16 protein-coding genes are annotated in these 14,807 nt (G+C 57.7%); 7 read left to right on the top strand and 9 right to left on the bottom strand.

The window, feature by feature from the left end:
* Positions 1–250 precede the first annotated feature (250 nt).
* From DHN55_RS11205 to DHN55_RS11190, 4 genes are all read right to left on the bottom strand, one after another.
* Positions 251–844: a LysE family transporter gene (locus tag DHN55_RS11205; protein ID WP_108881353.1), complete on the bottom strand. Its 594-nt coding sequence runs from the start codon at positions 842–844 to the stop codon at positions 251–253.
* The gene (locus DHN55_RS11200; RefSeq protein WP_108881352.1) at positions 841–1,428 is read right to left on the bottom strand and encodes a glutathione S-transferase N-terminal domain-containing protein; all 588 of its coding nucleotides are present in this window, start codon (positions 1,426–1,428) and stop codon (positions 841–843) included. The genes DHN55_RS11205 and DHN55_RS11200 overlap by 4 nt, the downstream gene beginning before the upstream one ends.
* An 80-nt stretch (positions 1,429–1,508) precedes the next feature.
* On the bottom strand, positions 1,509–2,021 hold the full coding sequence (gene tsaA, locus DHN55_RS11195) for a tRNA (N6-threonylcarbamoyladenosine(37)-N6)-methyltransferase TrmO (RefSeq protein WP_108881351.1): 513 nt from the start codon (positions 2,019–2,021) through the stop codon (positions 1,509–1,511).
* Positions 2,018–2,602, bottom strand: coding sequence for an ABC transporter substrate-binding protein (locus DHN55_RS11190; protein WP_108881350.1), 585 nt, complete (start codon positions 2,600–2,602; stop codon positions 2,018–2,020). Before DHN55_RS11190 ends, tsaA begins: the two co-directional genes overlap by 4 nt.
* A 92-nt stretch (positions 2,603–2,694) precedes the next feature.
* Between DHN55_RS11190 and DHN55_RS11185 the strand changes: the two genes are divergently transcribed.
* Positions 2,695–3,462: an enoyl-CoA hydratase/isomerase family protein gene (locus DHN55_RS11185; RefSeq protein ID WP_337660175.1), complete on the top strand. Its 768-nt coding sequence runs from the start codon at positions 2,695–2,697 to the stop codon at positions 3,460–3,462.
* 20 nt (positions 3,463–3,482) lie between these two features.
* Here the strand turns inward: DHN55_RS11185 and DHN55_RS11180 are convergent, their stop codons facing one another.
* Positions 3,483–4,085 carry an ABC transporter substrate-binding protein gene (locus tag DHN55_RS11180; protein WP_108881349.1) on the bottom strand — a complete coding sequence of 201 codons (603 nt, stop codon included), beginning with the start codon at positions 4,083–4,085 and terminating at the stop codon, positions 3,483–3,485.
* 212 nt (positions 4,086–4,297) lie between these two features.
* On the opposite strand from DHN55_RS11180, the gene DHN55_RS11175 reads away from it, so the two are divergent.
* Positions 4,298–5,251: a metalloregulator ArsR/SmtB family transcription factor gene (locus DHN55_RS11175; RefSeq protein WP_108881348.1), complete on the top strand. Its 954-nt coding sequence runs from the start codon at positions 4,298–4,300 to the stop codon at positions 5,249–5,251.
* Between the two features lie 127 nt (positions 5,252–5,378).
* Here DHN55_RS11175 and DHN55_RS11170 read toward each other — a convergent pair whose 3' ends face one another.
* Both DHN55_RS11170 and DHN55_RS22320 read right to left on the bottom strand, forming a co-directional pair.
* Complete coding sequence (locus DHN55_RS11170) at positions 5,379–5,825, bottom strand: PilZ domain-containing protein (RefSeq protein WP_337660174.1); 447 nt, start codon at positions 5,823–5,825, stop codon at positions 5,379–5,381.
* Between the two features lie 356 nt (positions 5,826–6,181).
* Positions 6,182–6,808, bottom strand: coding sequence for a glutathione S-transferase family protein (locus tag DHN55_RS22320; protein ID WP_337660173.1), 627 nt, complete (start codon positions 6,806–6,808; stop codon positions 6,182–6,184).
* A gap of 86 nt (positions 6,809–6,894) precedes the next feature.
* Between DHN55_RS22320 and DHN55_RS11160 the strand changes: the two genes are divergently transcribed.
* Entirely contained in the window at positions 6,895–7,563 is a 669-nt protein-coding gene (locus DHN55_RS11160; protein ID WP_337660172.1) for an extensin-like domain-containing protein, read from the top strand.
* A gap of 155 nt (positions 7,564–7,718) precedes the next feature.
* A complete protein-coding gene (locus tag DHN55_RS11155) occupies positions 7,719–8,588 on the top strand; it encodes an EamA family transporter (protein WP_108881345.1) in 870 nt (289 codons plus the stop codon).
* A gap of 4 nt (positions 8,589–8,592) precedes the next feature.
* Here DHN55_RS11155 and DHN55_RS11150 read toward each other — a convergent pair whose 3' ends face one another.
* On the bottom strand, positions 8,593–8,985 hold the full coding sequence (locus DHN55_RS11150; RefSeq protein ID WP_108881344.1) for a hypothetical protein: 393 nt from the start codon (positions 8,983–8,985) through the stop codon (positions 8,593–8,595).
* 99 nt (positions 8,986–9,084) lie between these two features.
* Between DHN55_RS11150 and DHN55_RS11145 the strand changes: the two genes are divergently transcribed.
* Positions 9,085–9,864: a LytTR family DNA-binding domain-containing protein gene (locus DHN55_RS11145; RefSeq protein ID WP_337660171.1), complete on the top strand. Its 780-nt coding sequence runs from the start codon at positions 9,085–9,087 to the stop codon at positions 9,862–9,864.
* A gap of 17 nt (positions 9,865–9,881) precedes the next feature.
* Here the strand turns inward: DHN55_RS11145 and DHN55_RS11140 are convergent, their stop codons facing one another.
* Positions 9,882–13,469, bottom strand: a complete 3,588-nt coding sequence (locus DHN55_RS11140; RefSeq protein ID WP_108881342.1) for a hydantoinase B/oxoprolinase family protein — start codon at positions 13,467–13,469, stop codon at positions 9,882–9,884.
* A gap of 98 nt (positions 13,470–13,567) precedes the next feature.
* On the opposite strand from DHN55_RS11140, the gene DHN55_RS11135 reads away from it, so the two are divergent.
* Both DHN55_RS11135 and DHN55_RS11130 read left to right on the top strand, forming a co-directional pair.
* Positions 13,568–14,092, top strand: coding sequence for a winged helix DNA-binding protein (locus tag DHN55_RS11135; protein WP_108881341.1), 525 nt, complete (start codon positions 13,568–13,570; stop codon positions 14,090–14,092).
* Complete coding sequence (locus DHN55_RS11130; RefSeq protein WP_108881340.1) at positions 14,089–14,721, top strand: glutathione S-transferase N-terminal domain-containing protein; 633 nt, start codon at positions 14,089–14,091, stop codon at positions 14,719–14,721. Before DHN55_RS11135 ends, DHN55_RS11130 begins: the two co-directional genes overlap by 4 nt.
* Positions 14,722–14,807: the final 86 nt, after the last annotated feature.

The following is a 14,807-nucleotide window of genomic DNA, read 5'->3' as shown; positions in this document are numbered from 1 at the left end:
GCTATGACGTCTGTCTGACAAGATCGTATCCACACCCGACGCACCTTCCGACAGGGCGTGGCCACCGCATCAGAAGAACCCCCGGGTTCCAAAATATCGGAGCGTCGTGTGCTGGCATGAACACGTGTTGCTCCGGGTCCGCATTTAAACTCAACTTTGAGTTGTTGACCGGAGCCTAGCGGATAAATCTTGGCAGGCGTTTAGCGCGGGAATCGCGATTTGTATGATCGCGTCAAGAAACAGTTAACCATCAGTTTCGCTCGGCCCACAGGGCGAGCCCGACAACGGCGAGCATGGTGACTGCCATGGTTATATTGATCAGCCTCTGGATGGCGTCCGGCAGGTTGAGCCGCTTCAGGTAAACGCCAATGCCGAGCCACAGAAAGTGAATCGGTATCCAGAATGCGTTCAGCACGGCGATCTTGAGGGCTACTTCGAGAGTATAACTGGATGGCAGGAACGCGAAGCCGGTAAACAAAGCGGTATTGACCGCGTAGGCTTTGGGATTGATGAACTGGAGTGTGAAACCATTCCAGAACCCGGGCGCTTTTTCAGGAGCGATCAGGGCAACCCTGTTGCCGGAAAAAGCGATTTTTCCCGCCAGGTAGGTCAGATACGCGATTGAGGCAAACAACAGGATCAAACGCAGATAGGGGATGGAGAACAACACCGCCGCCAAGCCGGTTGCAACGGCCATCCCGACGGCAAAATTACCCGCGCACAAGCCCCATAGATAAGAGAACCCGGCCTTGAAACCGAAACCGGAGCCAACGCCTGCAACACTCAGTACGCCGGGACCGGGCGTGATCAGCAGGAAGAAGCAGGCAAGTGCAAATTCAATCATTTCCCATCCGGGCTTTCATCACCGCACAGGGATTTCCAGGACTTGCGTGACTTGTGCTTGTCATACCAGATGCCAATGGCGGGAAGATCGTGCAACAAACTGGTGTGACCGGTGTGGATGCAGAAGTTATGTACCGCCGGAAGCAGCCACATATCTGCCAGGGTAAATCCTCGTCCAACCAGCCAGGTCCTGCTGCCGATGCACTCATTCAATACCTTGAGGCAGGACCGGGTGTCGCCGCACTGCACAGCTGCTGCTGATTGGGCGCCCATCAGTTTGCCGAGGCGGGAGTGAATGACACCGATCCACTGCTCCACTTCGGCCGATCGAATTGGGTCGGCGGGCACCAACGCCCTGCCATTGAAGCGATGATCGATATAGTGGGTGATGCCGCGGATCTCGAAGAGCCGGATCTTGCCGTGCCGCAATGCCGGTAAAGATCCAAACATGTTTTCTTTCAGAGCCTGCAGGGAACCGTAGTCAAGTTCGCGAAACCGATACAGAATGCCTTTTTCCATACACGCCATCCTGCAGATGCGCACACCTGCATCACGTGCCGGTCCGATAATTTCCAACTCTGCCATTCCCACCACTCCGCCGTGCTTCGCTATCGCATAAAGCACCTTGAGTTACAACCGGTCGTGATCTGCCTGACGTTACGTTTTCAGCGATCCGATGGGTGATCAATGGCGGGTAAATATGGCTTGAGATCGACCAAAGGTGTCTGGTCCAGTGCATCTGTCGCATCTATGCCGATGATGCCTGCCGTTGGATCGACGCTGGTGATCCTTACCAGCGCCATGGCAACAGGATTTGGCCGTACAGGTGAGCGCAGAGAAAAAACGCCTGCCGGCGTTTCGCGATGACGCGGTCTCTGCAGGACAATGTCGCGCCGGGCCTGATGCATCCAGTACAGGATATGCAGGTAATCGCCGGCCGCGAGACCAGCTAGTCCCGGACGCCAGGCTTCATCAATTTCCAGACTGCAATCGCCCGCAGATTTTTCGCGGGCCTGCCGCATGTTTTTCGGGCACTCGCTGCGCTCACGCCATGGCGACCTGATACGACCAATAAAAACCACATGCGCATCACCGGTTTCCACGGCCGGATCGCGCTGCGACCTAATTTCACCGTCACGAATATCTGCCGGACCACATTTGACGGAGGATCCGGTCATAGCGGAACCTTGCCTGATTTCAGGAAGGTGAAAATCGCGTCGATATTGCCGCCTTTATGTATGACGTGATCAAAGCTTTGCCGCAGCAGAATCCCCATCCAGATACCCTGAACGCGGATATCGGTAATGCGATCCTCTTTCGTCCTGAACTCCACTTCCGTGCGGCGGTCCTGTTTGTGTTGCACATAACCGCGCACAATATTGCCGCGCGAACCGGTGACCACGAATGCAGTGCCGCGGACCTTCTTGCCGTTTTTGGCAATGGCTTTGAGGATCATACGGTTGAACAGGTCCACATATGCTCGTTGCCGATCCGACTTCAGTTTGCGGCGATGCTTGCCCAAAACGAACAGGGCCAGCGAACTCATGGCGACATATTTATCCAGCGTGTCAGCGATTTCATGGTGATGGGCGCCGTTTCTCATCACATCGAGAAACCGGTTGGCTGCGTCATGGACCAGTTTCTCCGACGGCGAAGCAGGCGTGGCCAACACCATGCCGGAACCGGGATACCCGAGAGCGACCAGACCGGCGGACATTGCAACCAGCACGTCCCTGCGTTTCACTGTCTTGTTTACCATCGCGGCCAATATGCGGAAACTCGCACCTGCGGGCAAGGCCAGAAACGGGGTGCAGACTTGAACCAGTGCGCGCAAAAGTGCAGCTTGTGGCCATGAAAACACAGACCGTAACCATTGCTCGTAAGGGCGGCATTGCGATTGTCACCTATGATCGCGGCGGGCGGGCCAATGCCATGTCGTTTGACGTTATGGATGAACTGGCCGCTGCCGCTTTGGATTTTGTCGACGATACTGACCTGAAATGTGTCGTGCTGACCGGCACGGACAGGATCTTTTCCGCAGGCATGGACCTTTCCGATCCGGTTTTTGACCAGATCAACGAGATGTCCCTGCGCGATAAACGGCACTACAGCGAACGCGGCCCCAGGCTGGCGCGCGCATGGGCAGGCATCGAGGTGCCGGTCATATGTGCCATTGAAGGTCCATGCCTTGCCGGCGGACTGGCACTGGCGTCGATGTGTGATTTTCGCGTTTCCTCGCGAAGTGCCCGGTTTGGCGCACCTGAAGTCCAGGTGGCGCATAATATGGGATGGCATTCGGTGCCAAGGCTGATCGCGCTGGTCGGCGTTCAGGCAACCCGGCGCGTTTTGCTGGCCGGTGAAGAGTGGACGGCGGATGAAGCCAGACGGCTTGGTTTTGCGGATGAGGTTTGCGAGGCGGGCGGGGCGCTTGGCGCAGCGAAGCGGATGGCTGACAGGATTGCCGGCTATCCGGGGCTTGCGGTCCGAATGATCAAACGCCAGATCGACGCATCAGCGCATGCGCTTGATTATGCGACAAGTGCCTATGACAAGGACCAGCAACTGGTTGCATGGATGTCGGATGACTTTCAGGCTGCCCGGGCAAAATTTGCCAAGTAAAGTCAGTTCCGGATCATGTTTCAGCGATTGAGGGTTTCAACCAGTTGGTTGACGGCGCGTTGATCGCCACCTTTTTTCACCAGGAACTTCTGGAAAATGCCGCGCTGCTGATAGGTCAGTGAAACAAATCCCACGATTGGTACGGACACTTTTACATCGGCGATCTTGAAGGATTTGCCTGCCCGGCGCACCAGAAACTGCACCGTATACTTGTTTCCGGTGCGCAGGGTGACCAGTGTGTTGACAGCGATATCGGAGCCTTTTGCCTTCTTGGCGTCCAGAACCTGCGCTTTTGCCACACGGTATTCGCGGGTCTGATCAGCGAAGTAACGTGCCATGAACGCGGTTACGCCATTGTAGTAGCGCTTGTTTTGCGATGAGCGCAAAAACCGCTGATACTTGCCTAGCGAGTACTTTGAAATTCCCGGAATGTCAGCATGACGGCGCAAGACCCGCGCAAAACTTGTGATGGTGCCCGACCGGTTCGCTGCCAGCAGATCATTGGCTACTTTTTTGGTGAACTTGATTGCCGCCTGATCAGCCGCAACCGGAGGGGCAATCAGAGTTGTTGCCATCATGAAGGCGGCCAATGCCGTACCCAATGTTAACGTGCGCCGGTTCATGCGGTTTGTGTCCTTTGAGCAATATTAACGCGACATGAGACCTTGCGCCGTGAGGCTGGTGCTCAATCTCCAAATCAATTAATTAACACAACTAAAGCGGTTTCGCGGCAGACGTCAAGATTATCGGGGGTGCAGACAGACTTGCTGGTGATGTCAAGGCAGGCTAAGCCTGTTTATTGAGAGAAAATTGACCAACCAGGCTGTCCGATTGAATGGCGATGATTGATGAACTTCTTGCGGGATTGCGTGCAGCAGGGGAGGAAACCCGGCTGCGCTTGCTGTTCATTTTGTCGCGTGGCGAGTTCAATGTATCGGAACTCACCACCATCCTGGGGCAAAGTCAGCCTCGGGTCAGCCGCCACCTGAAACTGATGGTCGAGGCGGGCCTGATCCAGAGATACCGGGAAGGGGCCTGGATGCTGTTTCGCCTCAATACAAGCTCGGGCAATGCCGAATTTGCCCGATCCCTGATCCGGTTCATGGCTGATGACGACCCGCAAATTGTCCGCGACCTGGAGCGTATCGCCCAGATCAAGGCGCAGCGCCAGGCGGACGCCCAGGCCTACTTTGCGGAGAACGCCGAAAACTGGGCTGCCATCCGTGCCTATCATGTCGCTGAGGAAAAGACCGAAGATACTATTCGCCAACTGGTCGGCGGCGGCCACATTGGCAGGTATGTTGATCTGGGTACCGGCACCGGCCGGATGCTGGAGATGTTTGCACCGTTGGCCGACGAGGCGATCGGCATCGACATGTCGCGCGAAATGCTCAGTTTCGCCCGGGCGAATCTCGGCCAGGCCGGGCTGGACCATGTCCAGGTCCGGCAGGGTGATATTTCCAGGCTGACATTGCAGGACGCATCGGCCGATCTCGTCACCCTGCATCAGGTGCTGCACTTTGTTGCGGACCCCGCCAAGGCAATCGCCGAGGCAGTGCGCCTGCTGAAACCGGGCGGGCGCCTGCTGGTGGTGGATTTTGCCTCGCATGACCTGGAGTTTCTGCGTGAGCAATTTGCCCATCGACGTCTGGGTATTGCTCACTATGACATGACGTCGTGGGTACAGGCAGCCGGCGCAAAAATCACAAAGCATGAACAACTCAGCCCGCCTGCGCATCTGGCGCAGGAAGGTCTGGCGGTTGCTCTATGGGTTATTGAGAAGGCGTGAGGCCGGAACGCCCGTTCGGGTTCAGGCAGATCGACGAATGTCTGCGGTGACATTGATTTTGAAAATCAATGCCTGACAACCGGGAGGTCAGATGCCAACTGCCGACATTGCCTGGTCGGCTGCCGCTTCAGCCAATAAACCTCAGACCCATCATGTTGTATTTTCGCCAGGCGACTTCACACTCATATCTGGTGTCACCGGTCAGGACATGCAGGGTGAAGTGATCAGGTATGCCAGCGAGAGACTCTGCAACCACTCGGCAGCCGCTGTCGGAAAGGTCGCGAATACTGCATTCGCTGACACTCATCTTGTTGTTGTATATTATCTTCGCTGCCCGAAACACCTTGGCGCGATCAGCCGCGCGGTTGTCAGTCGACTCGGACTGCGGCACACAAGAAGCAGCGCCGACCGGCTTCAGCAGGCATTCGAGCGCCCGGACCAGCTGGTAGGCCGGCAACTGAACAAGAACCATCAACAGGCGCTCATCGTCGAGCGTTGCAAGGGCGGTCTGCAGGATTGCGAGTTCGCTCTGGGACAGCACGGGCGAGGCTGACTGCTGTGGCGCATCTGGCACCTGGAAATCTGCTGATACACCGTTGACCTGGCCTTGCTGGTGCGAAGGTTCGGCCGTTTGTGTTGTACCCTGTTCATGACCAACATGGGGACGTATTGTCTCCGATGGTCGGGCAAGTTGTTCGTCCTGTGGCCTTTGCATAGTGCTCATTTGATCCATATTTGCCATCCTCCCTGGGCGTCGCCGCCTGCAATCACCGGTTGCAGCTACCAGAGAATCGTTAAGCTTTTGCTCCAGATATGGGGAATATTGATCCTTTCTCAGTGAACCGACCCACATTGAAAGCCAGCAGAAGTGAGGTTTTGAAGGTGACCTGCTCACCGGTTGTCACGCCCCGTCTTTCAGACAGGAAAACGTTACCAGAGCTGATGGAAGTTGTTTGCCTTCTTGACGAAATCCACATTTGCAACTTTCCCCCAGACATTGGCGACACGGGGACAGGCAAGCTTCAGTGCAGGGATGTCGGGGTGCCAGCTTGCTATCATGGCAAGGTAGATGTCTGCTGCCGACATGGTCTTGTCGGCCAGCCATTCATGTCTTGAAAGATGCTCTTCTATGATGTCGAAGCACGCGTTCATCTGTTTGATTGCGCAGGACTTCACTGCGTCGGTGCCGGCAGCATCGGAGGTGTAGCGGTCGGAGTAGTAGCATCGCAGATCCGCCTCGTAGACATTGGCCGATAGATAAATCATCCAGCGCAGGTAAGAGGCCCGCCCGGCATCACCGGGCTGGGGTGCCAGGCCCGTGTCGCGGTGAGCATCACCGAGGAACAGGCAGATGGCGGCGGATTCAGTCATCAACTGGCCATCCGGCAAGATCAGCGCCGGCAACTGCGCTGCCGGATTGATGGCAAGAAAACCGGCAGACCTGTGTTCATTTTCGCCGGTATCGACAAGCTCGCGCTTCCACGGCGCATTGCCTGCCTCAAGCATGGCTTCGGCGGCGAATGCTCCGGTACCGGGTGACGTGTAAATCGTGTACATCTGACTGGTCCTGAAATGGTTGTGTTTCGTTAATGACGCTGACGTAGTTTCAACATGGTTGCAATCTATTCGCCGTGAGAATGAACGTGAAGCGATATTCGACAGACATGATCCGTTGGGCTGCGGCAGGTTTGACACTTGTCGGCGTTGCCGCGTGTTCATCCAAACCCAACCTCACGGATGACTTCACCAGTGCCGGTGTTCGTCCGCCGTCGGGTCAGTGCACGGTGAACCCACGCTCCATTGCCGATGCGGTGTCGATCGGCTCAGTTGACGGCAAGGGTGCCTGCGGCATCAAGAACGCCTGGAAGGTGTCGGCGATCGGTGATGTGGCATTCTCAACGCCTGCAAGAATACGCTGCCAGATGGTGGGAGCCACCAACAGCTGGATCGGCAAGGTGGTGCAACCGGCTGCCCGCTCGGCGTTCGGGGAGCGTGTGGTGAAACTGCGCATTGCGGCGTCTTATGCCTGTCGCGGACGTGACAACAGGCGTGGCGCGAAAATCTCCGAGCATGCGTTCGGCAATGCGCTGGATGTATCAGCCTTCACGCTGGCATCCGGACGTGTGGTGGAAGTTGAAGGCGGATGGAAAGCTGGCGGTAAGGAGAGCGCGTTTCTGAAGCGGGTGCACGGGCGGGCGTGCGGCACGTTCACGACCGTTCTCGGACCAGAGGCAAATGCCGCGCACCGCAACCATTTCCATTTTGATCTCGGCAAGCATGGCCGCTCCGGCAAGGGCAAGTACTGCCGCTGAAGACAAGCCGGGACTGATGGCAAAGGCAGGACATAGTAGTCTGTTTGCGACATTTTCGGGCGTCGTTGACGCGATATACAGACGCTTTTATCCCGACATACCCTGTCCATGTGGTTAGTCAGGCAACATATCGCGGATCGCATCTGTCCTATCCAATGGGCGTCGTCCTGTGCGCTCTGGCCGGTGTTTGCTGGTCGCTCATCCCGCTGGGTATCAGGCACATAGAAACCGCCAGTGTCTGGCAGATTCTGTTCTTTCGCTCGGCGGGGCTTCTGCCGATGCTGTTCTGCCTGATGTACTGGCGTTCAGGCGGGCGGCCTTTGCAGGCAATACGCACAGCAGGTGTTCCCGGTGTGCTGGGCGGGATGGCGCTGACCATGGCCTATGCCGCTGGCATAGGGGCGGTGCAACTGACCAGCGTGGCCAATGCGGCGTTTCTGTTTGCAACCGCACCCTTCATGGTCGCTCTACTCAGTTTTCTGGTGTTGGGCGAACGGGTCCGAAAGGCCACCTGGATGGCCATGGTACTTGGTTTTGCCGGCATCGGCTTCATGGTGTCCGACAGTTTTACCACCGGCAACTGGCAGGGTGATGGTGTCGCGCTGATGGCGGCGTTGGGGTTTGCCCTGTTCACGCTCGCGCTGCGCCGGGGCAAGGCATCCGACATGATGCCGGTTTCATTTCTCGGTGGATTGTTTGCGCTGGTGCTGTCGGGGCTGGTTGTCTCCGGGACCGGGCAGGGGTTTGATCTGCCGATGCATGAAATCACCATTGCTGTCATGCTTGGCGTGGTTCTGCTCGCGCTTGGCATGACATTGTACACATTCGGGTCACAGGTCGTGCCGGGTGCCGAACTGGCACTTCTGTCCATGACCGAAGTGGTTCTGGCACCCATATGGGTGTGGATTGTGCTGGGAGAAACCGCAGCGGCGGCAACGCTGATCGGCGGTGGTATATTGATGCTGGCCATCGGTTTCAACGCACTGACGGGCTTGCGCCGCAAGCCTTTGCCGATGGGGCACTGAGCTGTTATCCGAACAGTATGGCGCTCATCATCCGCCCTGGCATGAACGCGAAGAAACCCGCGCCAAGCAGTGCGCCTATCATGGTTGATATCATTGCATATTTATGGATACGAATATGGCCCGTCCTGACCGCCCAGACCGCCTTGCACAACCCCAGCAGCGTCCATGCCGACAACAGATGAATCCAGCTGTAGCCTGAACCGTTCATGCCGGTTATCCAGAATGACGATATGCAGATGAGAGCCAGCATCGCCACCCATGCCCGTCCTATTCGCTTATGCGCGGGCGTTCCCCTTCGGATAACAATGATCGCCACCGACAGCATGACGGCAAAGGCAGCAGCCGCCACGTGCAGTTGAATGGCAGGGCCTGCTTCCAGCAATGGCTTGATGTTCATCCGGCATTCCTTCAGGTATGACTGGTGTCTCACCTGAAGGCATAGCGACGGGCTGCAGCATTTAAGAAGTTGTGATGCGTCAACAAGGGCAAGAGCTACGTGAAACGTCAGATTGTGCAACTCACGCTTCGTGAAATGCAGTCGCTGTTTTCCGACAAACGGCTGTGGATGGCGTTTGGCGCCATAGTCGCGCTGTTCGTGTTCACCGGCCCGTTCGGCACGATTGGCCAGCTGGGGTTCGCCGAACGGCTGGGGTTCTGGCTCACCGTGCATTTCGTGACATGGACAATTGCGCTGACCAGCGTCGCACTGGTCAGCGTGTGGAACGGTGACAGCTCCCGCATCGGCATATGGCAGACGGTCATCGGATGCTGCCTTGCAACGCCGTTCATCGGATTTGCGGTCAGCCTGATCAGGACATTGTTCCTGAATGAAGCAATAACCGTCACCAGTGTTTTCTGGCAGATGGTTCAGGCGTTGCCGGTTGCCATTATCATCGGCATTGTTGCGTATTTCTTCTTTCAGCCGGCTCAATCACCGTCGGCTGATGCTGACGCGCGCGATCCAGATGCGCGCCTGATGCTGCGCCTGCCGCCGGAAAAACGTGGTGAACTGCTCTATATGTCGATGCAGGACCACTATGTCGAAATCGTCACGGCCAAGGGCAGGGAACTTGTCCTGCTGCGGCTGGCGGATGCTATCAGCGAGGCAGGCAGCACAACCGGTATCCAGGTGCACCGGTCGCACTGGGTAGCCTTTTCCGCCATTGCAACCACCAGGCGAGACGGCGGCAAAACAAGCGTCGTCGTGTCCGACGGTACCGAACTGCCGGTCAGCCGAACCTACGCAAAGGCGGTGCGCGACGCGGGCGTCGCCTGACGTTCAGATCGTTTCGCTCAAGGCTTGCCATAGCCGCCACCGGTGGGTGTCTGGATGATGATGGCGTCGCCGGGATGAACCCTGGTCTGATCGCAGCCCTTGAGCGGCTCAACCGTGCCGTCCCCGCGGCGGCAGGAATTGATCCCGACTTCGCCCGGTTCTGCACCGTCAAGACCGAACGGCGGTACGCGCCGGTGCCCGGTGAGCAACGAAACATCCATTTCCTCCAGGAAGCGCACCGTGCGCCTGGTGCCGCCACCGCCGGACCATTTGCCGTGGCCACCGGCGCCACGCCTGATGCGGAAATCCTCCAGCACCACCGGATAACGGAATTCCAGAATTTCCGGGTCGGTGAGCCGCGTATTGGTCATGTGGGTATGCACGCCTGAAGTACCGTCATAACCCGGCCCGGCACCCGAGCCTGAACAGATGGTCTCGTAGTACTGGTATCTGTCATTGCCGAAGTTGAAGTTGTTCATGGTTGACTGCGAGGCAGCAACCGCGTTGAGCGCCCCGAACAGGCAACTGGTCACAGCTTGCGAGACCTCGACATTTCCGGCCACCACCGCTGCCGGGTATTCCGGCGACAGCATGGATTTTTCAGGCGTGACGATGGTGATGGGTTTCAGGCAACCGGCATTCATCGGAATGTTGTCGGCGACCATGCACCGGAAAACATACAACACGGCCGCATTGGTGATGGGACGTGGTGCATTGAAGTTGCTTTCCTGCTGCTCGCTGGTGCCGGTGAAGTCGACCACGGCAGTGCGGTTTTCACGGTCCACCCGGATATGCACCTTGATGCGCTGGCCTGCATCCATTTCATAATCGAATGAGCAATCATGCAGGGCACCGATGACACGGCGCACGCTTTCTTCCGCATTGTCCTGCACGTGGTTCATATAGGCCTGCACCACGTCGAGGCTGAACTGCGCCACCATCTTGCGCAGTTCCTGCACGCCTTTCTCGTTGGCGGCGACCTGGGCCTTGAGATCGGCAATGTTCTGGCCCGGATTACGGCACGGATAGTCGCCGGCGGTCAGCACCGCCATGGTTTCGTCTTCCAGGAAGATGCCCTTGTCGACCATCTTGAAGTTGTCGATGACAACGCCTTCCTCATGGATGGAGGTCGCAAGCGGTGTCATGGAGCCGGGTGCCATGCCGCCGACATCGGCGTGGTGGCCGCGGCTTGCAGTGTAAAACAGGATGGTCCTGTCGTCGGTATCGAAGACCGGCGTGACCACCGTGATGTCAGGCAGGTGCGTGCCGCCATTGTAGGGCGCGTTCAGCATATACACATCACCTGGATGCATGACCGGATTGTTGGCGATGATGGTCTCCACGGACTTGTCCATGGAGCCCAGGTGCACCGGCATATGCGGCGCATTGGCCACCAGCGCGCCGTCTGCATTGAACACGGCGCAGGAAAAATCGAGGCGCTCCTTGATGTTCACTGAATAGGCTGTTTTCTCAAGCGTCACGCCCATCTGCTCGGCGATCGACATGAACAGGTTGTTGAACACTTCCAGCATCACAGGATCAGCGTCAGTGCCGATTGCAAATTCGCGTTTGGCGGCTACGGCACGGGTCAGCACCATGTGATCAAGGCTGGAGATTTCAACCTGCCAGCCGGGCTCAATGACCGTGGTGTTGTGCGCTTCGATGATCAGCGCAGGGCCGGATATACTGAAGCCCGGCTTGAGGAAGCTGCGGTCGTAAAGCGGTGTCTCGTGCCATTCACCGTTTGCGTAAATGCGTGTCTGGCCCATGGCATCCGCAGAGCCCTGCTGCAGCGTGCGTGCAGGTTCTGCGCTGTCTGATCCGCCGCCAACCGATTCAACGGTGACGGCCTCAACTATTATGTCCGTGCCGGGGCTGGAAAAACCGAACTGGGCCTTGTGGGCCGTTTCAAACTGGGCGCGCATCCGCTCAGCTGTATCAAGGTCTGCGTCCAGAGCCGAATCCGTTCCCTTGTAGCGCAGCAGCGCACGTGGAAAGGTGGTTGTTTCGGATACAGAAACGCCCTGTCCGGTCAACTCGTTTACCGAGTCTTTTGAAAGGCTTGCGGCAATTTTCTGGAGAGTTGATTCAATGTCCGGGGCCAGGGTTTCCTCGACCGCCTGCTGGCGGTGGCTGCGAATGTCGGCCAGGCCCATGCCATAGGCCGAAAGCACGCCGGCAAAGGGGTGGATGTAGACGGTTTTCATGCCCAGCGTGTCGGCAATCAGGCAGGCGTGCTGGCCTCCGGCACCGCCGAAACAGTTGAGCGCATAGCCCTGCACGTCATAGCCGCGCTGCACTGAAATCTTCTTGATGGCGTTGGCCATGTTCTCGACCGCTATGCGGATGAACCCTTCCGCGACATCTTCAGGGTTTTTCCCATCGCCGATGTCATTGGCCATGGCGGTGAATTTTTCACGCACCACGTCAGCATCAAGCGGTTCATCGCCATTGGGCCCGAACACTTGAGGGAAGTGAGCCGGGTTGAGTTTGCCCAGCATGACGTTGGCATCCGATACGGCCAGCGGTCCGCCACGCCGGTAGCAGGCGGGGCCCGGGTTGGCGCCGGCGGAATCCGGACCGACGCGGAAGCGGGAGCCGTCATAGTGCAGAATGGAACCGCCGCCGGCGGCCACAGTGTGAATGCGCATCATCGGCGCGCGCATGCGGACACCGGCGACCTCGGTTTCGAAGGCGCGTTCAAACTCGCCGTTGAAATGGGCAACGTCGGTAGAGGTGCCGCCCATGTCAAAGCCGATGAGCTTTTCGAAGCCAGACATGCGCCCGGTTTCGACCATGCCGACAACGCCGCCGGCGGGGCCGGACAGAATGGCATCCTTGCCCTGAAACAGTTCCGCCGCGGTCAAGCCGCCGGATGACTGCATGAACATCAGCCGGCAGTCACTGCCTTCGGTTCCAAGCTCGGTCGCGACCTGGTCCACATAGCGGCGCAGGATCGGCGACAGGTAGGCATCCACAACCGTGGTATCCCCGCGCCCGACCAGTTTCATCAGGGGTGACACCTGATGGCTGATGGAGACTTGCGTGAAGCCGATCTCCTCGGCGATCTCACCGGCCAGGGTTTCGTGGGCGGTATAGCGGTATCCGTGCATGAACACGATGGCAACGGCGCGGATACCGGCATCGAAAGCGGCCTGCAGTGCAGATCTTGCACCTGTCTCGTCCAGCGGCGTTTCCACCGTACCGTCGGCCAGTACGCGCTCATCCACTTCGGTTACCTGTTCGTACAGCAGTTCCGGCTTGATGATGTTGAGGTCAAAAATGTTGGGTCGCGCCTGGTAGCCGATTTCCAGCGCGTCGCGAAATCCACGCGTGGTCAGCAGCAATGTGCGGTCGCCCTTGCGCTCCAACAGGGCATTGGTGGCCACCGTGGTGCCCATTTTGACCGCTGCAATCTGGTCTGCCGGTATAGGGGCATCTTTGGCAATCCCCATCAGGTCGCGAATCCCCTGTATGGCGGCATCGCGATAGTTCTCCGGGTTTTCCGACAGCAGCTTGTGTGCTTTCAGGCTGCCGTCGGGCATCCGCGCAACAAGGTCAGTGAACGTGCCGCCACGATCGATCCAGAAATCCCACTTGGCCATTGTACGTTCCCTTGGTTGTCCGCATTTATGGATGCCAGCCTGCGCTGGGGTGACGAAAATCCTTGCCAACGTCTACGATTTATCGGTAAATTGTCAACATGAATAATGAGAAGACTGGAAAACTCGGACCAATCGTCTCGTCGTCGCACCTGGCGCAAGGTGCGATGCCGTCGCTGTCGGAGTTTGAATTCGGCCTGATCATGGCGTCTCACGCCTTTCAGCGCTGGATGGTTCGCTGCATGACTGCCGCCGGCGTGCCCGGCCTGTCGCCGCTTGATGTGCTTGTGCTGTTTTCGGTGCACCATCGCACCAAGCCAAAGCGCCTGGCTGATATTTGCCTGGTGCTGAATGTCGAAGACACTCATCTGGTGACCTATGCCATTCGCAAGCTGGACGGGGCCGGGCTGGTGAAGTCGGGCAAGTCTGGCAAGGAAAAGACAGTTGTGCTGACCGACAAGGGCGACGAAGTGTGCCGCAAGTACCGTGAAGTGCGCGAGGAACTGCTGGTGGAAACCATCAAGTCCCTGGGCTTGAAACCCGAAACGGCATCGGCCCTTGCCAAGGAACTGCGGGTCCTGTCGGGTCATTATGATCAGGCAGCAAGGGCTGCTGCGTCGCTGTGAGCGAACCCGTCTTACTGTTTGGCGCCGACTATAGTGTCTATGTCCGCATCTGCCGCATCGTGCTGGCCGAAAAGGGTGTGGACTACACGCTGCATCCAGTGGACATCTTTGCCGATGGCGGGCCACCGGGGAGCTATCTCGAGCTGAACCCGTTTGGCCGCATTCCGTCATTCCGGCATGGCACGTTTGAGCTTTATGAAACCGATGCAATCACGGCTTACGTCAATGAGGCCTTTGACGGCCCTGACCTGATGCCGTCCGATATCCGGGCCCGCGCCCGGGCCCGCCAGATCATGCGGCTGGCGGACACTGAAGTGTACAAGCATCTGGTGTGGGGCGTGTATGTGCCGTGGAAGGACAAGGGTGTACTGCCCGGTCTTGGGCGTGCCGGTCTCATTCTGGGCGAATTGCAGCGGCTTGCCGGGGAAAACTGGCTGGCCGGAGGCCAGGTCAGCCTTGCCGATGCTCATGTCTATCCGATGCTGACCTATTTCTCCATGGTGCCGGAAGGTGCCGCAAAACTGGCCCAATTCCCCCGTCTGGCACTATGGATGGAACAAATGAGAGAGTTGAACAGTGTTGTTTTTTCCCGGTTTTCAGAGGAAAAATCCGGTGCTGGTTCACTTTAATTCGCCTCGTTCATTGTTTCTTCATAATTAGTCCCTATATTGATCATCAGAGACGCAGAGACCGGATGTACGTCCTGCGGTTTGGA

It is taken from the genome of Anderseniella sp. Alg231-50, from assembly GCF_900149695.1.
In the GTDB taxonomy this organism is placed as follows: Bacteria; Pseudomonadota; Alphaproteobacteria; order Rhizobiales; family Aestuariivirgaceae; genus Anderseniella.
Note: the sequence above shows the minus strand (reverse complement) of the source record. Positions and strands in the feature narration are given on the sequence as shown.